Below are 19,810 nucleotides of genomic sequence, written 5' to 3' on the forward strand. Positions count from 1 at the left end.
CCGTGCTGCGCGAGGATGGCGGCATGGACCGCGGACCGGACGCATGGGTGACCCTCTTCGGCTACGAGAACCTGCCGGGCTGCCCCCGGCCCACCGACCTGACGGCGCGTTGACTGCGGGACCGGGGGATCGACTGGTGGCCGTTCGCCGGCCACGAGCTGCTGGTCGACCTCGCCTGCGGGATCGGGGAGGACGGGCACTGGCACGGCATCTACGGCGTACGAGTCGACGCGGGCGCCCTGCGCCGGCTCGGACTCCACCCGGACCAGCCGACGTCCGCCCCCGCTGATCCGCCGATCCCGGCGTGGTGGGGTCCGTGGGCGTACGGCCACGGGCGGCGGGGGTGACGGAGCGCCGTGGTCGCGGCCGGAGAACCGGCCGGGACCACGGCGCTCGCGTGTCCCTCCCCGCTACGGGTTGGTGTTGATGGTGAAGGTGGACGTGGTGTTCTTGATGTTCTGGTAGTTGTCGCTCATCGTGAGGTTGTTGAAGGTGACGGAGCCGACCGCCGGGCCCTGTCCCGCCTCCGGCATCTCGTTGGCCCACAGGCCGAATCCCGACTTGGCGTCGTAGGCGTCACCGCTGCGGTGGGCGCCGGTGATGGACACATCGGTGAAGACCGTGTCCTTGATCGGATTCTGCGGCTGACCGCCCACGTAGTTCGTCTGGAACATGATCCCGCTGTAGGTCGGGTCCACGATGTCCACGTCGCTGACGCGGATGCCCTGGAAGACCTTCGAGGCGGAGAAGAGCCAGATGCCCGGGAAGGTCTGGCTGCCCCAGAAGTGGCCGCCGCAGCGGACGACGGAGATGTTCTGGATGTTGGTCGGGTCGGTCCCGAAGCCGTTCATCGGGTAGCCGAAGTCCAGGGAACTGATCGTGACGCCCGAGTAGACCAGCGTGTCCGCGACGAGGATGTTGCGGAAGGTGTTGGCGTAGCCGCCATAGACGGCGATACCCGCGGCGCGCCAGGTCAGCAGGGACGTCAGGTTCTCGTAGACGTTGTTCTTCTCGTCCGCCCCGCCGGCGTCGATGGCCGAGAAGAGGGCGAAGCTGTCGTCACCCGTGGCACGGGCCTCGATGTTGTCGAGGTGGTTGTCCGTGCTGCCGTTGGTCATGTTGACGCCGTCGGCGAAGGTGTCGCGGATCCGGGAGTTCGTGATGGTGACGTTGTCGGTGTTGGCGCCCCAGTAGAGGCAGACCGTGTGCTCGTTCCAGACGTTGTCGATGGTCATGTCGGCGACGTTCGCGAAGTCGAAGACCTTGCCGGGACCGTCTATGCGGGAGGTGTAGTTGCCGAAGAAGGAGAAGCCCGAGAAGACCGAGCCGTTGGCGGTGGAGTCGGCGCGGAAGCCCGCGTCGGTGTTGGACTGGCCGGCCGGCGTGTGGAAGCGGGTGTACCAGGGGCCCGCGCCGATGATCTTGACGGCCTTGCCGTAGACCTGGAACTTGCTGCCCGTCTCGTAGTCGCCCGGCGGCAGGTAGACGCCCTTCAGCGTGCCCGTGGTGTCCATCCGCGCCTTGTCCAGGGCGTTCTGCACGTCCTGGTGGGTGAACCCGGTCGGCGCGGTGTAGGCGGCGGGGTCGGGGTTGGCGATCGGCGAGACCTGCTCGGTGTTGACGAAGTCGATCGCGTACTGGCTGCCGTTGGCCGCGTCCTTCTGCAGCTTGATCTTCGATCCGGCCGGCACGGTCGTGCCGAGCATCATGTTGGCCTCGTCGTAGATGTGGCGGGGGCTGCCCTCGCCCGGGTTGTTGCCGGGGGCGGTCTCGCTGCCGTACAGCCACGCGTACCTGGAGGTGAGGTGGATGGCCTTGAGGAAGCCGCCGTTGACGTAGACGTTCAGGGTGGAGTCGATCCCGCCACCGCCCGCGGCGTCGGGTATGGAGTAGCGCACGACCAGGGTGTTGGTGCTCGCCCTGGTGGTGAACTCCACGGAGCTGCCCGTGCTGTTCAGCGTGACGGCCTTGCGTCCGGACGCCTCGCCCGCGTGGTCGCCTACGGTGCGATTGGGGCCGACCACGGTGGCGCTCCCGCCGAGGACCCCGTCCTCGGCCTCGTACATGTCGTACGGCATGTTGGCGCCGCGACCGACGAAGAGCGACTGGGTGCCGGTGTTGTTCTGCTGTTTGACGGCCAGTTCGTTCGCGTCGGGCGCGATGACGGTCCTGACGGTGTACTTGCCGTTGGCGGCGGTCCAGGTGCCCAGCGAGACGGGGCTCGTGGTGCTGCCCGCGGCGATGGTGCCGCTGTAGGAGCCGGTCAGCGTCTTGACGACGGAGCCGGAGACGGTGTCGGTGACCGTGACGGTGATGCCGTGGGAGCCGCCCGCGGAGGCGACCGTGCCCTGGTTCTTGATCGCCACCGAGAAGGTGACGGTGTTGCCCCTGGCCGGGTTGCCGGGGGACCAGCCGGTGGGGGAGGCGATCAGATCGGAGCTGTCGACCGGCTTGACGACCAGCGGGGCCGGGCTGTCGTAGGCGTTGTTGGTATCGTTCTGCTCGATGACGTCGCCGGACTCGTCGACCTTGGCGCTCAGCGGGTAGCTGCCCGCGTCCCGTACGCCGATGTTCGCCGTCACCGTCGTGGAGGCGCCGGCTGCCAGCGCGCCGACCGCGGCGGTGCCGACCTTGGTGGTGCCCAGGTAGAAGGTGACGTTTGTGCCGCCCGAGGCCAGTTCGCCGATGTTGCGCACGGTCGCGGACAGGCTCACCGCGTCGGTCTCGACCGGTGCGCTCGGGGAGGCGGACATGCCGGTGACGGTCAGGTCCGGGTTCGGCGCCGGGGTGCCGATCACCTGGAACTCCGCCACCTGGCCCGCGCCCGAGCCGCTGTTGGCGGTGAACTGCAGCCGTACGTCGGCGACCCGGGCGCTGACCGGGATGGTCACCGTGTTCCCGGAGGACGGGTTGAAGGTGTAGTCCGCCGCCGCCTTGAGGCTGGTGAAGCCGCTCGCGCCCTGCTCCCGGCCGAGCACCTGGACGGTCTGGGTGCGGGTGCCCCAGGCGCTGTCGGGGTTGAGCTCGAGGACCAGCGAGGTGACGTCGGCGTTCGCCCCGAGGGAGACGGTCAGCGTGTTCGGGTAGCTGCCGCCGGCGCCCTCCCAGTAGGTGGTGACGCTGTTGTCGTTGGCGTTGGCCGCGACGAAGTCCTGGGTGATGGACGAGGCGGTTATCGGTTTGCCGACGGCCATGTTGGAACCGGTGCCGCCCGAGCCGTTGCGGGTGACCGTGGCGCTGGCGACGCTGCGGTTGCCCGCCGCGTCCTTGGCCCTCACGTAGTACGAGACGGTCGCGGTGTCGGGCTGGCTGTCGGTGTACGTGAGCGTGCTGCCCGACACCGTGGTGCGCAGCACCTCGTTGGCGTACACCTCGTAGCCGGTGACGCCGACGTTGTCGACGGCGGCGGTCCAGGTCAGCTTGACCTGCCCGGAGCCGGGCTGGGTGAGGGTGAGGTTGCCGGGCTGGCTGGGCGCCTGCGTGTCGCCGCCGGAGCCCGTCCGGGTGACGGTGTTGCTGTTGCCGGAGACGTTGCCGGCCGCGTCCTTGGCCCGCACGAAGTAGCTGACGGTGGTGCTGTCGGGCTGGTCGTCGGTGAAGGTGAGCGTGCCGCCGGAGACGCTGGTACGCAGCTCGCCGTTGGCGTACACGTCGTAGCCGGTGACGCCGACGTTGTCGGTGGCGGCGTCCCAGGTCAGCCGGATCTGGCCGGAGCCGGGCTCGGTGTAGGCCAGGCCGGTGGGCGCGTTCGGCGCGGTGGTGTCACCGGAGGCCGGGCCGTAGACCTCCAGCTCCGACAACTGCGCGGCCGCCCAGCCGGTGTTGCCGGTGACGTCGACGCGCAGGTAGCGGGTGGTCGTGCTGCTCAGGCTGATCGTGACGGTGTTGTTGTCGGCCGGCTTGAAGGCGTAGTCGCGGGACGCCACCAGGTCGCTGAAGGACGAGCCGTTGGTGCTGCCGCGCAGGGACAGCGTCTGCGTCCGGGCCTCCCAGGTGGGCGGCAGCTTCAGCACCACCTTGGTGACCGCGACGGAGGACCCGAGGTCGACCTGGATCCACTGCGGGAAGGTGTTGCTCGCGCTCTCCCAGTAGGTGGTCTGGTTGCCGTCGCCCGCGTTGGCGGCGACATAGGGCGCGTTGCCGCTGCTCGCGGTGAGGGTGCGGCCCTGGGCGAGGTTGTCGGTGGAGGTGGCGGAGCCGTGCACCTCGAGCTCGGAGACCTGGGCGGCGGGCCAGCCGGTGTTGGCGGTGATGTCCAGCCGTACGAACCGGGTGGGGGTGGCCGCGAAGTCGATGGTCACCGTGTTGCCCGAGCCGGGATCGAAGCTCCGCCCGGCCGATCCGGACAGCGTGGAGAAGGTGGTGCCGTCGGGGCTGCCCTGGACCGCGAAGGTCTCGGTCCTGGCCTCCCACGCGGCGGGGAGTTTGACGACGACCTGGTCGATGCCGGCGCTGCTGCCCAGGTCGACCTGGACCCACTGGGGGAAGGAGCTGCCCGCGCTCTGCCAGTAGGTGTTCTGGTTGCCGTCGGCGATGTTGGCGACCCCGTACTCGGCGTGGGAACTGCTCGCGGTGGCCGGCGCCCCCGCGGCGAGGTTGGGGCCGCCGGCGGCCGTGGCGGGCAGGGCCGACTGGCCGAGCAGCACCAGGCCCGCCGCGATCACCCCCGCCAGCAGCCGTCGGATGAACCGTTTCCTTGGCATGTCGTCCCTGTGCCTCTCGTCAGAGTTGTTGGTGCCATGACATTTCGCGCGTGGTGCGGCCGCCACGCAGAGGAAATTGCATTGGTTGTGTTAGTAATTGCGCAGCCCGAGCCGATAGTTGCAGAGGTGTTTCCAGGCGTCTATGCCCTTGACCAGGCTTTCACCGCACCTGGCACTCACCTGGCACGGGTTTGCGCTGGAGTGTCGTCCAGCCGACAGGGTGTTGCGGAAGCCCCGCAAAAACTTGCGCGTGCTACTCCGTGCTGCGCACCGCCTGGTACACCGACCACAGGACGGAGACGAGCGGGACCGCCACCACCGCGCCGAGCACCCCGGCGGCGATGGCGCCGCCGATCACGGTGAGCGCGACGACCACCGGATGCAGGCGCACGGCCCAGCTCATCACGAGCGGATGCAGTACATGGCCCTCGATCTGGCCGATGACGACGATCAGGCAGACGACGACCGCTGCCACCAGGGGACCCTTCGCGGCCAGAGCCACCACGGTGGCGACCGCCAGGGCGATGGGCGAGCCGATCAGGGGCACGAAGGCGGCGAAGAACTCCAGCAGTGCCAGCGGGAGCGCGAGCGGCACCCGTAGCAGGTACAGGGCCACCCCCACCAGGACCGCGTTGGTCGCCGCCACCAGCACGATTCCGCGCGTGTAGCCGGTGAACGTGCGCCATGCCGCGCGGCCCGCCACCGACACCCGGCCGCGGACCGTCCTCGGCAGCTGCCCGCAGAACCAGGACCACTGCCGGTCGCCCGAGTGCAGGAAGAACACCGAGCAGAACAGCGCCAGCGCGAAGACCGTCAGCACCTCGACCAGGCGTCCGGCCCCGCTCAGCGCGGTGCTGATCAGGGCTGACCGGTGGGTGGACAGCCACTGCCCGATCTTCGACTGGAGGTCGCTGAGCGCCTCGGGGTCGAGCCGGAAGGGCGGGGCCTCCAACCAGCGCTCGATCCGTGTCAGCCCCGCGCTGAACTCGCGTTCCAGCCCGCCGGTCTCGCCGGCGACCACCTCGCCGACCAGCGCCAGGATGCCGAACACGACCAGGATGCTGCCGATCAGCGACACGGCCACGGCCAGCGAGCGCGGAATCGCCCGGGCGAGCAGATCGGTCACCGGCCGGAGCATGGCGGTGACGACCAGTCCGAGGAAGACCGCCACCGCGATCTCGTGGAACCGTCCCAGGGCGGCGAACGCGGCGTAGACGACGGCCCCCACGACGAGCAGCCGCCAGGAGTAGGCGGCTGCCGCGTTCAGGGCGGGGAGCACCCGTACACCGGGCCGCCCGGCGGGCCCGCGCACCTCCCGGCGCCCCGCGCGGATCCGGATCCGCCGTCCTTGGGACACCGTCCGCACCTCCCCGTCGTGCCCGGCCGCATGCCCGCGTCCTGCGCGCCTGTCCCTGCTTGCTACCACTGGCGGTGTGCCGTCCAACGCGGCGCGCGCCGCATTCGCCCGAAGGCACCCCCGGGCCGGCGGTGGCTCTCCGGGGGGGCCCGGCTGCTAAATTGGTCTAAACCAGTAAGCGGTCTCTCTCACCAGATCGGCGGTCCCGAAGTGGAAGTCGTCATCGTTCCGGACGCCACCGCGGGCGGCGAACTCATCGCGGGTGCCATCGCGGACCTGCTGCGCCGCAAGCCCGACGCGCTGCTCGGTGTCGCCACCGGATCGTCCCCGCTCCCGGTCTACCGGGCGCTCGCCGGCCTGGTCGGGGAGGGCGGCGCCGACGTCTCGCGCGCCCGGATCTGCCAGCTGGACGAGTACGTCGGCCTGCCCGCCGGGCACCCGGAGTCCTACCGCTCCGTGGTGCTGCGCGAGGTCGTCGAGCCCCTCGGCCTCGCCGAGCGGTCGTTCATGGGACCCGACGGCACCGCCGAGGACATCGTCGAGGCGTGCGCGGCGTACGAGCGCACGCTCGCGGAGGCGGGCGGGGTCGACCTCCAGTTGCTCGGCATCGGCACCGACGGCCACATCGGCTTCAACGAGCCGTGCTCGTCGCTGGCCTCGCGCACCCGCATCAAGACGCTGACCGAGCAGACCCGCAAGGACAACGCCCGGTTCTTCGACCGCCCCGAGGATGTGCCGCACCACGTCATCACCCAGGGCATCGGCACCATCCTGGAGGCCCGGCACCTCGTGCTGCTCGCCACGGGCGAGGCGAAGGCGGAGGCGGTCGCCCTCGCCGTCGAGGGCCCGCTGGCGGCGGTCGTCCCGGCCTCCGCGCTCCAGGTGCACCCGCACGCCACCGTCGTCGTCGACGAGGCGGCCGCCTCCAAGCTGAAGCTGGCCGACTACTTCCGGGCCACCTACGCGGCCAAGCCGGCCTGGCAGGGACTGTGACCCCCCGCGTTCACGCATGGGACACCGGGGCGGGCGGCAGGAACAGCGTGCCGCCCGCCCCGGCGCGGACGGTCCGCACCGCGACGAGCGCCCACGCCGCCACCAGACCCGCGTAGAGGACCAGCGCCGCCCCCTGGAAGGCCGTCGAGTGCAGCCGCAGGGCGAGCGCGCTGGTGCCGGTCACGCAGGTGCCCAGCGGGAAGGTGAAGCTCCACCAGGTCAGGCCGAACGGCAGGCCGCGCCGGGCGGTGCGCAGGGTGAGCGCCGCGGCCAGGGCCAGCCACATCATGGCGAAACCCCAGGTGGGCACGCCGTAGAGGTAGCCGAAGACCTCGGCCCCGGTGGCGTAGGGACGGGGCAGGGCGGCGGGCGCCGCGTGCCCGAGGAGGTTGGCCGCCGTGACGGACTGCCCCAGCGGGCCGAGCACGATCCACAGGGTCGGCACCATGGCCGCCGGGCCGGTCTTGTGGCGCACCAGCCTGCCCCAGATCTGCGGGATGATCACCAGACTCGCGAGCAGGCTCATCCCGAACATCGCGTAGCACGCCAGCAGAAGCGTCAGCCGCGCCTGCCCTGCGGGGAGATGCGGGACCAGGGCGGCCCCGGTGGCGGCGGACACCATGGGCGGGACGACGGGCATCAGCCAGCCGCCGAACGCCGAGTCGTCGGCGACGCGGTGGTCGGTCATCGCCCGGTACGGGATCCACACCCAGGTCACCAGGCCCAGCAGGGTGCCCGCCGACCAGAGCACCGCGGCCACGGCCAGGGCCGCGTGCGGCCCGATCCAGTCCGAGCCCAGCGCCAGGGTGCCCGCGCCGACGGTCAGCAGAGCCATCGCCGGGGCGCCCCAGAAGTGCGCCATCACCGGATGTCCGGCGTGGGCCCGCGCGCGGTCGCGGTACCGGGTCCAGTGCACCGCCCAGGCCGCGGAGAGCACCACCAGCCAGGCCGCCGCCAGCGCCCACACGACCGTGCCGGCCGTCCGCAGCCCCGGTATGTGCGCGGGGAGCCCGGCCGCCGCCGTGGCGACGATGCCGGTGCCCATCACGGAGGCGAACCAGTTGGGGCCGAGGTCGCGGAAGAGCCGGGAGGGGAGGGCCGGCTCCCGCGGCGGCCCGGTGCGCGGGTGGGCACCGGGCCGGGAGGGAACAGCGAACGTCGAAGGCATGTCCGTAGCGTCGCCCCGGCCGGGCGCGACCGGTAGGGACCACTTCCGGATGGACTCATAGACTGGGCTTATGCCCCTGCCCGAGCGCGTGAGCGACCTGGCGGCGTTCGACCTGCTGCTGTCGGTCGCGAGCCTCGGCAGCGTCGGCGCCGCCGCGCGTGCCCACGGCGTCAGCCAGCCCGCCGCGAGCTCCCGTCTCCGGCACCTCGAACGCAGGCTCGGCCTGCAACTGCTGGAACGGTCACCGCGCGGCTCCCGGCTCACCGAGCACGGCGCGCTCGTCGCGGACTGGGCACGCACCGCCGTCGACGCGGCCGCCTCACTGGACGCCGGGCTCACCTCGCTGCGCGGCACCGCGGAGAGCCGGCTGCGGGTGGCGGCCAGCATGACCGTGGCCGAGTACCTCCTGCCGCAGTGGCTGCTGACCCTGCGGGCCGGCGCCCCGCGCACCACGGTCGCGCTCACCGCGGGCAACTCCGAGGACGTCGCCGCGGCCGTCCTGGCCGGCGAGGCCCACCTCGGCTTCGTCGAGGGCCCGGACGTGCCCCGAGGGCTGTTCGCCCAGCCGGTCGCGCATGACGAGCTGACGGTCGTGGTCGCCCCCTCCCACCCCTGGGCGCGCCGCCGGTCGGGCATCGGCGCCGCCGAACTCGCCGCCACACCACTGGTCAGCCGCGAGCGCGGCTCCGGCACGCGCCGCCACCTCGAGCGGGCCCTCGCCGAGGGGACGGGGCTCGCCCTCGCCGATCCGCTCCTCGAGCTCCCCTCCACCACCGCCATCAAGACCGCGGTGGCCGACGGCATCGCCCCGGCCGTCCTCAGCTCGCTCGCGCTCAGCGCGGAACTCGCGAGCGGCGGCGTCGTGGCCGTCCCCGTGAGCGGGCTCGAACTCAGGCGGACGTTGCGCGTGGTGCGCGCCCGCGGGCGCGACCTGACCGGGCCGGCGCGGGAGCTGGCCGGGATCGCGCGGCAGGGCCGGGTCAGCGGCGTCCGTCGGGCGGCGGGAAGCGTAGATTCAGCAGGTCAGGCGGGACGGGGCCGCTCGGCCGGTACAGCGGGGGAACCTCACCGTCGGCGGCCGCGGCCGGCGCGTCGCTGAGCCGGAAGCGGTCGCGCACCCGCCCGTAGAAGTCGGTCGGGCCCAGCCGGATCAGCCGCAGCCGGTGCCGGGCCTTGTACACCCCGACCCAGTCGCCCGGATCGAGGACGCCCCTCAACTGGCCGTCGATGCTGACCGCGACCCGGCCCGAGCGGGTCAGCACGCGAACCCCCACGGCCTCGTCCGGGGCCGCCACCAGGGTGCGGTCGAAGGCCATGTGGGGCGCGACCGGGGTGAACACGATCGCGTCCATGTGCGGGGAGACCACCGGGCCCCCGGCGGCGAAGCTGTACGCGGTGGAACCCGTCGGGGTGGCGACGACGACCGCGTCCGCGGAGTAGGAGGCGAACAGACGGCCCGCCAGGTACACCGCGAGACTGGCCTGCCGGTCCCGGGCGAGCTTCTCGAAGACCACGTCGTTGACGGCGTTGACGGCCATCGGCACGCCCCAGCCCACGTCCTCGGGGTCGCCGGGCCGCACCCGCGGCGGCGGCAGCGCGGGCCCGCGGCCGTACCGCAGCAGGGACTCGATGCCCTCGGGGATCTCCAGCGGCCGGGACGCCCGCAACGTGAGCGTCATACGGTCCTCGACGTTGGCCCGGCCCTCGTGCACGCAGTCCAGCGCCCGCTCCACGTCCTCGGTGCACACCTCGGTGAGGAAGCCGACGCGCCCCAGGTCCACGCCCAGCACGGCCGCCCCGCACGAGGCGGCCACCCGTGCGCCGCGCAGGAAGGTGCCGTCGCCGCCGAGGGTCACGATCAGGTCCGGGTAGCCCGCCGCGGCCGCCTCCTCCTGACCGCTGTGCCGGGGCTGGTTCTTGCGCCACACGTCGATCTCCACCATGGGGACACCGTGGTGCGCGCACCAGCGCTCGACCGCCGTCGCGGCCTCGCTCGCGTCCGCGCGCGCCCCGTGCACGACGATCCCGACCCGGCCCACTGGCATCACGGCCTCCCCGGCACCGTCCGCTGCGGCGTCATGCCCCCATGGTCCGCCTCCCCGGTGCGCGCGTCGCGTCGGCGCGTGGCCTGCGCCGTCCCTCGCCGCCGTGCGGCGGCGCGCGCGGCGGAGTACCGTTCCGCTGTTCCACAGGTGCAGGGAGGACGAACGTGGAAACCAAGCCCGCGCCGGGTGTCCTCGCCCAAGTGGCGGACCTGATCGGCCGTACGCCCGTCGGACAGCGCGGAGCGCTGTGGCGGCTCGGCGCCGACCGCCGCCAGCTCGACGCCAACGTCATCCGGCTTCCGGCGGGCACCGAGGTCCGGCCGCACGTCGAGGCCGCCCTGGACGTCCTGCTGTACGTCGTCGACGGCGGCGGATATCTCTCGGGCGACGACGGCGGCCGCCAGACGACCCTGGCACCCGGCGCCCTCGTATGGCTGCCCCGCGGCACCTGCCGCTCGCTGTCCGCAGGAGCCTCAGGACTGACCTACCTCACCGTGCACGCCCGCCGCCCCGGCCTCAGCATCGCCGGGCCGGCCCCCGCGCCGGAAGCGGGCGACGCGGCCTGCCTCCTGCACCGCGTCTGCGTGGAGTGCGGCCGCCTGTCCGGCGAGAGCGACGCCCTGTACTGCTCCCGCTGCGGCACCGAACTGCCGCCCCGCTGATCGGTCCGTCGTGCGGGCGGCGTTCGGCTTGGTCCGCCGCGTTGTCGTACGGGCGGAGGCCGACTGAGGCGGCCGCATCGTCTGGCCCGGACTGCCCTCGGGGCGTTTGTCGGACGGGCGGCCTGTTTCCGGCGCGGCCGTCGGCCGTATGACGATCGCGCCGCAGTCGTACGTACGCGGCACGGCACCGGGCGCCCGCCGGGCACGCGGGCCGGGGACCGGAGGCCGCCGGGGACCCCCCGGGGTGCTGCGGTGCGCACGTGGCGTGGCCGCTCAGAACGAGGACTGCAGGGGCTGTTCGGTCCAGATCGTCTTGCCCTCACGGGTGTAGCGGGTGCCCCAGCGTTCGCTGAGCTGCGCCACCAGGAACAGCCCGCGCCCGCCCTCGTCCGTCGTGCGCGCCCGGCGCAGGTGCGGGGAGGTGCTGCTGGTGTCGGAGACCTCGCAGATGAGGTGGCTGTCGCGGATCAGCCGCAGCGTGATGGGACCACCCGCGTAGCGGTACGCGTTGGTGACCAGCTCGCTGACGATCAGTTCGGTCACGACGGCGGACTCCTCCAGCCCCCACTCCGCGAGCCGGGACTCCACGAGCATGCGCGCCTGCCCGGCGGCGGTGGCGTCCGGCGGGAGGCCCCACGTGGCGACCTGTCCCGGCGCGAGGACGCGGGTCCGGGCGACGAGGAGGGCCACGTCGTCGGCGGCTTCGGTGGAACTGCGGCCCTTGATGAGGGCGTCCTCGACGGCGTCACAGGTCTCCTCCAGGGAGCCGGACGGCTCGGTGAGCGCTCCGCACAGCATCGCGAGGCTGTCGTCGAGATCGCGGCAGCGGGTGCAGAGCAGGCCGTCCGTGTACAGCGCGAGGGTGCTGTCCTCGGCCAGTTCGATCTCGGCGGTCTCGAAGGGCAGGCCGCCCAGGCCCAGTGGGGGACCCGGCGGGATGCCGACCAGGCTCGCCCGCCCGTCCGGGGTGACCACCACAGGGGGCGGATGGCCGGCCCGGGCGAGCGAGCAGCGCCGGGAGACCGGGTCGTAGACGGCGTAGAGGCAGGTCGCGCCGACGATCGGCGGGGCGTCCTCTTCGGTCGCGCCTTGTTCGGAGGCCAGCCGGTCCACGAGGTCGTCGAGGTGCGAGAGCACCTCGTCCGGGGTGGGGTCCAGATGGGCCAGGGTGTGCACGGCGGTGCGCAGCCGGCCCATGGTGGCCGCCGCGTGCAGACCGCGGCCGACGACGTCGCCGACCACCAGGGCGATGCGCAGCCCCGAGAGCGGGATGACGTCGAACCAGTCGCCGCCGACCCCGGTGGCGGTGTTGGCGGGCAGGTAGCGGTGGGCCACCTCGGCGGCGGGGTGCCGGGGCACGCTCCCGGGGAGCAGGCTGTGCTGCAAGGTGAGCGCCGCCTGGTGCTGCTGCGTGTAGCGGCGGGCGTTGTCGATGCTCAGGGCGGCGCGGGCGGCGAACTCCTCGGCGAGGGTGAGGTCGTCGGCCTCGAAGGGCTCCCGGTGGCGCGTCCGCCAGAGGCTGATCAGCCCGAGCACGAGCCCGCGCGCGAGCAGCGGCACCACCATCAGGGAGTGCGCGCCGGCCTCGCGGGCCGCCCTGGCCCGCCCGGGGTCCTCGTCGAGCCAGGCCAGGGCCTGGTCCATGTCCGACTCGAAGACCGGACGACCTTCGGCCAGGGAGCGCGCCTGCGTCGAACCCGGGGGGATGCCGATGGTGCGGCCCACCGGGTACGTGATCATCTCGGTGTCCGGGAAGACCGACCGGACCGCCGCGCGGCAGACCGTCCCGAAGGAGTCCTGGGCGGGATCCTCGCCCTGGGGCACGGCCTCCAGCAGGTCGACGGACGCGCTGTCGGCCAGTCCCGGCACGGCCACCTCGGCCAGTTCGCGGGCGGTGCGGCCGACGTCCAGCGTGGTGCCGATACGGGCCCCGGCCTCGCTGAGCAGGGCCAGCCTGCGGCGGGCCCGGTAGCTTTCGGTGACGTCCTCGACGGTCTGGGTCACGCCGAGAACATGCCCGTTGGCGTCCTGCATCCGGAACGCCGAGACGGACACGTACAGTTCGCGCTGCGGGTCGCGACGCAGCCGGCAGGGCAGCTCGGAGAAGATCGAGGACCGGCCCGTCTCGAGCACCCGCCGCAGCTGGTGGTCCACGGCGTCGGCGTCCGGCCCGAAGAGGAAGTCCCCCGTGCGCAGGCCCTGGTGCTTCTCCGCGGGGGCACCGCTGAACTTGGTGATCGCCCGGTTCACCCGCAGGAAGGTCAGGTCGGGTGTGTAGACCGCCAGGCCGATGGGGGAACGGCGGAACAGCCCGTCCAGCACCCACCGGTCCGTCTCCCACTGGACGACCTCCGCGGCCGGCGCCGCGACGATGTACCACTCGCGGCGTTCGTCCCGCGCGATGGCGCGAACCCGGCAACCGACCTCCATCCGGCGTCCGTCACGGTGCAGGACGGGCACGACCCCGAACCAGCCGGAGTCACGGACACAGGCCGCGGTGGCGGCGAGGACCAGTTCCAGGTCGCCCGGGTGGACCAGGAGTTCGGCGGCCGGCCGGCCCAGGATGTCCCGTGCCCGGTGGCCGAGCAGCGTCTCGGCGCGGGCGCTCCACCCTACGACGGACGCGTCGTCGTCCAGCACCGCCGAGGCCGCGCCGTGCACCGAGAACGGGTCCTCCGGCGACTCGCTGAACGTCTTGGCCGGGTTGTCCATCGCTACCACCGTCGCACGTGGGAGAGAACCGGGCGAGCTGCGTCGCCTGGGTCGGTTCCCCGCCCGGGCTCGGTAGGGGCACCCGTGGGGACGTGGTTCCAGTATCGGTCCGTGCGGCCCGTCCCGCGTGGCCCGCCGGGGGCGTTCCCGCCCCGGCCGGCCGCCGATGAAACAGCTTTTCGGGGCAGCCAGGGAGCGCCCGGGGAGGCGGTGAGCGGCTCCCGCGGGCGGTCCCCGCAGTCGCACCCACCCGATCTGGGTTAGCGTCGTATCCATGGGGACCGTCCGGCGGATCCTCCGCCTCGTGCCGGTACTCGCCGTGATCTGCGGCCTGCTCTGTCTCGTCGCCGCGACGGGTCCCGGCGCACGTGCCGCGGGCGGTCTCGACACGGCCGCGGCGGCGCTGCGCGAGGGTCCGGTGTACGTCGATCCGCGGGCACGGGACGTGCTGTCGGCGGCCGAGGCGGACGCCCTCGCCGGGCGCATCGAGAAGGCGGACCGGCCGGTCTTCGTCGCCGTCCTCCCGGACGCCCCGGAGTTCCCCGCGGCCACACTGCTCAAGGACCTGCGGACCAAGACCGGCATCACCGGGGTGTACGCCGTCGCCCTCGGCGACCGCTTCGACGCCGGCGCGGACTCCGCCGCGATGCCGCGCAACGCCGTCGAGAACCTGGCCGGCGCCGTACGGCGCTCCGACCCCGGCGACCCCGCGGCGATGGTCACCGGCTTCGTGGACCAGGCACTGCCGCAGGTGAGCGGCCACGCCCCGGCGTCCTGGGGCGACGGTTCCGTCGGCGTCGGCTCGAGCGGCGGGGCCGGACCGCTCGTCGCGCTCGGTGCCCTGGTCCTCGTCGTCGGCGGCGGGGCCGTCCTGCTGTCGCGACGCGCCAAGCGGCGCCGGGAGGAGCAGGACAGGGCACGGCTCGACGAGTTGCGCCCGGTGGTGGACGAGGACATCACCGCCTTCGGCGAGGAACTGAGCCGGATCGGCTTCGACCCGGGTGGCGCGGCGGCCGACGACACCATGCGCGAGGACTACACGCGCGCGCTGGACGCCTACGACACCGCGAAGGCCACGATGGACAGGGCGCACTCCCCCGACGACGTGCGGCAGGTCAGCCAGGCCCTGGAGGAGGGGCGCTTCGCCCTCGCCACCCTGGACGCACGCGTCGAGGGAAGGCCACTGCCCGAGCGCCGCCCGCCGTGCTTCTTCGACCCCCGGCACGGCCCCTCGGTCCAGGACGTGCCGTGGACCCCCGAGGGCGGCGGCGCCGAGCGGGCCGTGCCGGTGTGCGCGGCCGACGCCGCCCGGCTCGCGGACGGCCTCGAGCCCATGGCCCGCCAGGTCGGCACACCGCGCGGCCCCCGCCCGTACTGGGAGGCGGGCCCGGCCTACGCCCCCTGGGCCCAGGGCTACTACGGCGGCGGGATGCTGCCCGGCATCCTCGTGGGGACCCTGCTCGGCGGCCCGGGCCCGTACGCGTACGGCGACGACCACGCGGGCGGCTACGGCGGCGCCACGCCGGACCAGGGCGGCGACTACTCGGGTGCCGACTTCGACCCCGGTGACTTCGGCGGCGGCTTCAGCGGCGGGTTCGGTGACGGCGGCGGTTTTGGTGACGGCGGGGGCTTCGGGAGCGGCTGAGCGGGCGTGGGCCGCGGGCCACGGGCCGCGGCTCGCGGGGCCGCCGGGGCCTGTCCACACTGCCGCGCTCTGTCGCGTTCCGACGCGCCTCACGGAGGCGGCGCGGGCTGCCTGCCGGGCGGGCCGCCTGCCGGGCCGCGGCGCCGGTCCGCACTGATGGCCGCAGCGTTCCCCGGCGCCCGCCCCAGGTCGCGGTTCAGGCGGACAGGGCGCGATCGGCGGTCGCGTCGTCGGGCTCGGGGGCGCAGGCCGAGGCGAGCTCGTCCAAGGAGATGTCCAGTGCCGCGGCAAGGGCGGCGACGGTGAAGAAGGCGGGGGTCGGGGCACGGCCCGTCTCGATCTTGCGCAGGGTCTCGGCGGAGACGCCGGCCGCCGCGGCGACCTCGACCATGCTGCGGTCACCGCGGGCCCGGCGCAGCAGCGCACCGAAGTGCTCGCCGCGTTGCCGTTCCCAGGGGGTCAGGGGAGTTCGCACCATGCCCGTGATACTAATACCGGTATAAGAATTGGGTGCACCCAGGGAACGCCAAGAGGAGCGACGGACATGGTGGAGATCAAGACGGATGCCGCGCTGGCGGCCATGCGAGAGGCCGGCCGCGTCGTGGCCAACGCGCTCGCCGCCGCCCGTGAGGCGGCGCGCGTCGGCGTGTCGCTGCTGGAACTGGACGAGGCGGCCCGCGCCGTCCTGGACGAGGCGGGCGCGCGGTCGCCCTTCCTCGGCTACCGGCCGTCGTTCGCCCCCACCCCCTTCCCCGCGGTGATCTGCACCTCGGTCAACGACGCCCTCGTGCACGGCATCCCCACCGCCTACCGGCTGCGGGACGGCGACCTGGTGAGCGTCGACTGCGGCGCCGAGCTGGAGGGCTGGACCGGGGACGCCGCGATCAGCTTCACCGTCGGCACGCCCCGACCCGCCGACGTGCGGCTCATCGAGGCCACCCGGCAGGCCCTCGACGCCGGGATCGCCGCGGCCACCGTCGGCAACCGCGTCGGCGACATCTCGCACGCCATCGGCACTGTCGCCCGCGAGGCCCGGTGCGGCATGCCCGCGGACTTCGGCGGCCATGGCATCGGCCGCCGGATGCACGAGGACCCCCATGTGCCCAACCAGGGCCGGCCCGGTCGTGGTTACCCGCTGCGGCACGGGCTGGCCCTCGCCATCGAGCCGATGCTGATGGCCGGGGGCCGCGGCGGTTACCGCACGGCCGCCGACGGCTGGACGCTGCGCACCGAGGACGGCAGCCGCGCCGCCCATTTCGAGCACACCGTCGCCGTCACGGAGGAGGGCCCGCGCATCCTCACCGCGCCGTGACCTGGCTTTCGAGCGCGGAGCGCAGCCAGGTGTGGGCGGCCCCGGGGGTCGCCTCCGCCGGGCCCCGCACCTCCCCCACAAGCTGCCAGTAGCGGTCGATGCGGGGCTCCACGGCGAGCATGCCGCTCAGCCGACGGCGGAAGCCGGGGGTGTCGCGCGTGCGAAGCGACCGCGCGTGGGCGGTGACGAAGCAGTCCAGCGCCTCGCCCGCGCGGGGGGCGCGGCCGGCCAGGACGTCCGGCGCGGCCAGTTCATAGGCCTCGTAGAGGCCCTCGTACAGTACGGCCGGGCGCGGGCCCGCGTCGGGCCGGTGCGCCGCGAGCGCGTGCAGGGCACCGGGCGGACAGGATGCCGAGGTGAAGGCGTGCAGCCGGGCGAAGGCCAGCACCTGCGCCGGGCCCGGCTGGTCCGGCGGTTGTGGCACGGCGAGTTCGACGACCCGGGCCAGCACGGGGGCGGGCAGCCGCGCGGGCCGCAGCCAGCGGCGCCAGAAGCGGGCCATCGAGTCCGTGCTCGGCGGTACGGGGACGGCGCCGACGAGCTCCAGCCGTTCGACACGCTCCTCGGCCGTGCACTCCCGCAACAGCCGCAGGGCGGCCTCCCGCCAGCGCAGGGCGGCCAGTTGGGTGCCGAGGGCCCTCAAGTGGCCCGCTACGACGTCCTCCAGGGCGTCCTCCCGTTCCAGGACCCGCCCCACGTCCGGCACCGGCAGGTCCAGGGCGCGCAGCGAGCGGATCAGGCGCAGCCGGGCGAGCGCCTCGGGGGCGTAGCGGCGGTGGCCGCCCGCGCTGCGGGCGGACTCCGGCAGCAGCCCGCGATCCGAGTAGAAGCGGACGGTCTTGACGGAGACACCGGCCCGTTCGGCGAGCTCCCCGATGCTCAACGTGCTGTCGGCTTCCACCGCTTGAACCTCCCTCAGGGGGAGTTCCTACCGTACCGGCAAGCGCGGGCGGCCGGGACGGCCGCTTCGCGGACCGACGCGTGCGGGAGGCACACATGACCGTGTTCGTACTCGTTCCCGAGGCCCACACGGGCGGCTGGGTGTGGGAGGACGTCGCCGGCCGGCTGCGGGAGTCGGGCGCCGGCGCCCACCCGGTGACCCTCACCGGCATGGCCGGCTCCCGCCGCCCGGCCGGGCCCGGCACCGACCTGGAGACCCACGTCGAGGACGTCCTGCGCGTCGTCGACGGTGCCGGCTCCCGGGACGCCGCGGACGTGGTGCTCGTCGGCCACGGCTACGGCATCCACCCGGTGCTCGCCGCGGCCGACCGGCGGCCCGGACGCATCGCCCGCGTCGTCCACCTGGACGCGGGCCTTCCGCGGGACGGCGACCCGCCGCTGAAGCTGGTGCCCGACCAGGATCTGCGCGCCCGGCTCTCGGCCGAGACCGCCCGCGGCGACGACGAGTGGGGCATCGCCCCGCCGACGCCAGGGGCGTGGGACCGGTGGGGCAGTACGTCCGGAGTGCCCGCCGGGGCGCTCGCGCGGCTCGCCGCCGACGCCGCACCCCAACCGGCCGGGACGCTCACCGCGCCGCTGCGCCTGTCGGGGGCTGCCGCCGCACTGCCGACCACCGGTGTCCTGTGTACGGGCAACGGAACGAGCATCGCCGCGGTGGAGGGGCTGGTGGGCCTGGGGCACCCCGAGCTCCAGGCGCTGACCGACCCCCGCGTCACCTTCTTCGAACTCGCCACCGGCCACTGGCCGATGCTCTCCACCCCCGGCGAGCTCGCCGGGGTCCTGCTGAAGGCCGCCGCCGGGGAGGGCCACCGGATCACCGCCACGGGCGAACCGCCGGCGCACCTGCGGCCGTTCCTCCTCGACGTGCCCGAACGGCCCCGTGAGCGCTTCGGGCGCACCGACCTGTACCTGCCGGAACCCGCCGACGGCGGCGGAGCCCGGCCGGCCGTGGTGTTCGTCCACGGCGGCCCGGTGCCGGCCGGCGCGCGGCCGACCCCGCGCGACTGGCCGGCCTTCGCCGGCTACGGCCGCCTCGCGGCAGCACGCGGAGCAGTCGGTGCGACCGTCGACCACCGGCTGCACGAACTGGGCGACTTCCCGCGCGCGGCCGAGGACCTCGCCGAGGCGGTGGAGGTGGTCCGCGCCGATCCGCGGGTCGACGCCGACCGCGTCGCGCTGTGGTTCTTCTCCGCCGGCGGGCTGCTGTCCGCGGACTGGCTGGCGGCGCCCCCGAGGTGGCTGCGTTGCGTGGCGGCAACCTACCCCGTCCTCGCGCCACTGCCCAACTGGGGTCTGAACGCCTCCCGTTTCCGGCCCGCGGCCGCGGCCGCGGTGCACGGCGCGGGCGCGCTGCCGATCGTCCTGACCCGGGTGGGGCGGGAGCGGACGGAGATCGCGGCGACGGTCGAGGAGTTCCTGTCCGCCGCCAAGGACGCGGGGGCGGACGTGGAGGTCGTCGACCTCCCCGACGGCACCCACGGCTTCGAGACGACCGACCACGGCGGGGAGGCGCGCCGCGCCGTGGAGCGCGCGATGCGCACCGTCCTCGGGCACCTGCGGGGCTGAGGTTTCCACCCGGGCGGGCAGCCGCGACGGCGGTACGGCCGGCACGGGGCAGGCCGCGCGACCCCGTGCCGACGACCAGCAGGTCCTCGCTGCGGGCGGCCGCCTTCACAACCACGTACCCGGCGGGCCCGCGCCCGGTCCCGGCACGGAAGCCCGGCATCCCGGGTGGGGCCGTGATGCCATCGATCCGCTCACCAGCCGCCCCAGCACCTCGGCCCCCTCGCGGAGGTTGCCGGCGGTGGGGAAGCACCGCGCGCCCGCCTCCAGGCGGTGCCACAGCAGCGGATTCGCCTCCAGGACGCGGGGGTCGAGCTCCAGCCACCGGCCGTGCGCGTCCCACGGGACCAGATGCCGCGACACACCGGGGGATTGGCGGACGACGGTCAGCGCGTCGGTCCGCACCCGCCGCTCCCGCAGCGGGCCGCACACCGCCAGCCATCCGTCGCCCGCGGTCACCCGGGCCGGGTGGAGCAGCGCGAGCACGATCACGGCCAGGACCAGCCACAGTGCCGCGCGCCGCGGGGTGAGCGTGCCCGCGACCGCGTCCAGCGGCACCGCCAGGCACAGGAAAGCGAGCGCGCTACCCAGCGCGCGCCGCAGATCCGCACGCCAGTGGCGGTCACCGACCGTGCCCTGCTGTCCGGGCCGGGGAGCCGTTCGCCGTTCCGTGGGGCCGACCGTAGGCAC

14 protein-coding genes are annotated in these 19,810 nt (G+C 73.9%); 6 read left to right on the top strand and 8 right to left on the bottom strand.

Going from position 1 to position 19,810, the window contains the following annotated elements; translation table 11 throughout:
* Positions 1-410 precede the first annotated feature (410 nt).
* Together AC3EUJ_RS29540 and AC3EUJ_RS29545 are read right to left on the bottom strand one after the other, a co-directional pair.
* The gene (locus AC3EUJ_RS29540; protein ID WP_431966675.1) at positions 411-4,703 is read right to left on the bottom strand and encodes a discoidin domain-containing protein; all 4,293 of its coding nucleotides are present in this window, start codon (positions 4,701-4,703) and stop codon (positions 411-413) included.
* Between the two features lie 253 nt (positions 4,704-4,956).
* Positions 4,957-6,015 carry an AI-2E family transporter gene (locus tag AC3EUJ_RS29545; protein WP_431966774.1) on the bottom strand — a complete coding sequence of 353 codons (1,059 nt, stop codon included), beginning with the start codon at positions 6,013-6,015 and terminating at the stop codon, positions 4,957-4,959.
* A 255-nt stretch (positions 6,016-6,270) separates the two neighbouring features.
* On the opposite strand from AC3EUJ_RS29545, the gene AC3EUJ_RS29550 reads away from it, so the two are divergent.
* Entirely contained in the window at positions 6,271-7,053 is a 783-nt protein-coding gene (locus AC3EUJ_RS29550) for a glucosamine-6-phosphate deaminase (RefSeq protein WP_431966677.1), read from the top strand.
* 10 nt (positions 7,054-7,063) lie between these two features.
* Here AC3EUJ_RS29550 and AC3EUJ_RS29555 read toward each other — a convergent pair whose 3' ends face one another.
* Positions 7,064-8,221: a TDT family transporter gene (locus AC3EUJ_RS29555; protein ID WP_431966679.1), complete on the bottom strand. Its 1,158-nt coding sequence runs from the start codon at positions 8,219-8,221 to the stop codon at positions 7,064-7,066.
* A gap of 70 nt (positions 8,222-8,291) precedes the next feature.
* On the opposite strand from AC3EUJ_RS29555, the gene AC3EUJ_RS29560 reads away from it, so the two are divergent.
* Positions 8,292-9,320 (top strand): LysR family transcriptional regulator, encoded by a 1,029-nt coding sequence (locus tag AC3EUJ_RS29560; protein ID WP_431966681.1) that lies wholly within the window; start codon positions 8,292-8,294, stop codon positions 9,318-9,320.
* Here AC3EUJ_RS29560 and AC3EUJ_RS29565 read toward each other — a convergent pair.
* Positions 9,202-10,266, bottom strand: a complete 1,065-nt coding sequence (locus tag AC3EUJ_RS29565; RefSeq protein ID WP_431966683.1) for an NAD(+)/NADH kinase — start codon at positions 10,264-10,266, stop codon at positions 9,202-9,204. The two genes, AC3EUJ_RS29560 and AC3EUJ_RS29565, sit on opposite strands and share 119 nt — an antisense overlap.
* A 164-nt stretch (positions 10,267-10,430) precedes the next feature.
* Between AC3EUJ_RS29565 and AC3EUJ_RS29570 the strand changes: the two genes are divergently transcribed.
* Positions 10,431-10,928, top strand: coding sequence for a cupin domain-containing protein (locus AC3EUJ_RS29570; RefSeq protein WP_431966685.1), 498 nt, complete (start codon positions 10,431-10,433; stop codon positions 10,926-10,928).
* A gap of 273 nt (positions 10,929-11,201) precedes the next feature.
* Here AC3EUJ_RS29570 and AC3EUJ_RS29575 read toward each other — a convergent pair whose 3' ends face one another.
* Positions 11,202-13,640 (bottom strand): SpoIIE family protein phosphatase, encoded by a 2,439-nt coding sequence (locus tag AC3EUJ_RS29575; RefSeq protein ID WP_431966687.1) that lies wholly within the window; start codon positions 13,638-13,640, stop codon positions 11,202-11,204.
* 274 nt (positions 13,641-13,914) lie between these two features.
* On the opposite strand from AC3EUJ_RS29575, the gene AC3EUJ_RS29580 reads away from it, so the two are divergent.
* Complete coding sequence (locus tag AC3EUJ_RS29580; RefSeq protein ID WP_431966689.1) at positions 13,915-15,285, top strand: hypothetical protein; 1,371 nt, start codon at positions 13,915-13,917, stop codon at positions 15,283-15,285.
* Positions 15,286-15,481: 196 nt separating this feature from the next.
* On the opposite strand, the gene AC3EUJ_RS29585 is transcribed toward AC3EUJ_RS29580, so the two are convergent.
* Entirely contained in the window at positions 15,482-15,763 is a 282-nt protein-coding gene (locus AC3EUJ_RS29585; RefSeq protein WP_431966691.1) for a helix-turn-helix domain-containing protein, read from the bottom strand.
* Positions 15,764-15,829: 66 nt separating this feature from the next.
* Here AC3EUJ_RS29585 and map point away from each other — a divergent pair, with 66 nt between their 5' ends.
* Positions 15,830-16,597, top strand: a complete 768-nt coding sequence (gene map / locus AC3EUJ_RS29590) for a type I methionyl aminopeptidase (RefSeq protein ID WP_431966693.1) — start codon at positions 15,830-15,832, stop codon at positions 16,595-16,597.
* Here map and AC3EUJ_RS29595 read toward each other — a convergent pair.
* On the bottom strand, positions 16,584-17,498 hold the full coding sequence (locus AC3EUJ_RS29595; RefSeq protein ID WP_431966695.1) for a helix-turn-helix domain-containing protein: 915 nt from the start codon (positions 17,496-17,498) through the stop codon (positions 16,584-16,586). The two genes, map and AC3EUJ_RS29595, sit on opposite strands and share 14 nt — an antisense overlap.
* A 95-nt stretch (positions 17,499-17,593) precedes the next feature.
* Here AC3EUJ_RS29595 and AC3EUJ_RS29600 point away from each other — a divergent pair, with 95 nt between their 5' ends.
* Entirely contained in the window at positions 17,594-19,123 is a 1,530-nt protein-coding gene (locus tag AC3EUJ_RS29600) for a dienelactone hydrolase family protein (RefSeq protein ID WP_431966697.1), read from the top strand.
* Positions 19,124-19,228: 105 nt separating this feature from the next.
* Here the strand turns inward: AC3EUJ_RS29600 and AC3EUJ_RS29605 are convergent, their stop codons facing one another.
* Positions 19,229-19,810: a hypothetical protein gene (locus AC3EUJ_RS29605; RefSeq protein ID WP_431966699.1), complete on the bottom strand. Its 582-nt coding sequence runs from the start codon at positions 19,808-19,810 to the stop codon at positions 19,229-19,231.

The sequence above is a fragment of the Actinacidiphila sp. bgisy160 genome (assembly GCF_057707815.1).

Coding starts and splice junctions, on each gene's coding strand:
- AC3EUJ_RS29575 (WP_431966687.1), bottom strand. CDS start 13,640: ATGGACAACCCGGCCAAGACGTTCAGCGAGTCGCCGGAGGACCCGTTC.
- AC3EUJ_RS29600 (WP_431966697.1), top strand. CDS start 17,594: ATGACCGTGTTCGTACTCGTTCCCGAGGCCCACACGGGCGGCTGGGTG.
- AC3EUJ_RS29540 (WP_431966675.1), bottom strand. CDS start 4,703: ATGCCAAGGAAACGGTTCATCCGACGGCTGCTGGCGGGGGTGATCGCG.
- AC3EUJ_RS29580 (WP_431966689.1), top strand. CDS start 13,915: ATGGGGACCGTCCGGCGGATCCTCCGCCTCGTGCCGGTACTCGCCGTG.
- AC3EUJ_RS29555 (WP_431966679.1), bottom strand. CDS start 8,221: ATGCCTTCGACGTTCGCTGTTCCCTCCCGGCCCGGTGCCCACCCGCGC.
- AC3EUJ_RS29565 (WP_431966683.1), bottom strand. CDS start 10,266: ATGCCAGTGGGCCGGGTCGGGATCGTCGTGCACGGGGCGCGCGCGGAC.
- AC3EUJ_RS29585 (WP_431966691.1), bottom strand. CDS start 15,763: ATGGTGCGAACTCCCCTGACCCCCTGGGAACGGCAACGCGGCGAGCAC.
- map (WP_431966693.1), top strand. CDS start 15,830: ATGGTGGAGATCAAGACGGATGCCGCGCTGGCGGCCATGCGAGAGGCC.
- AC3EUJ_RS29560 (WP_431966681.1), top strand. CDS start 8,292: ATGCCCCTGCCCGAGCGCGTGAGCGACCTGGCGGCGTTCGACCTGCTG.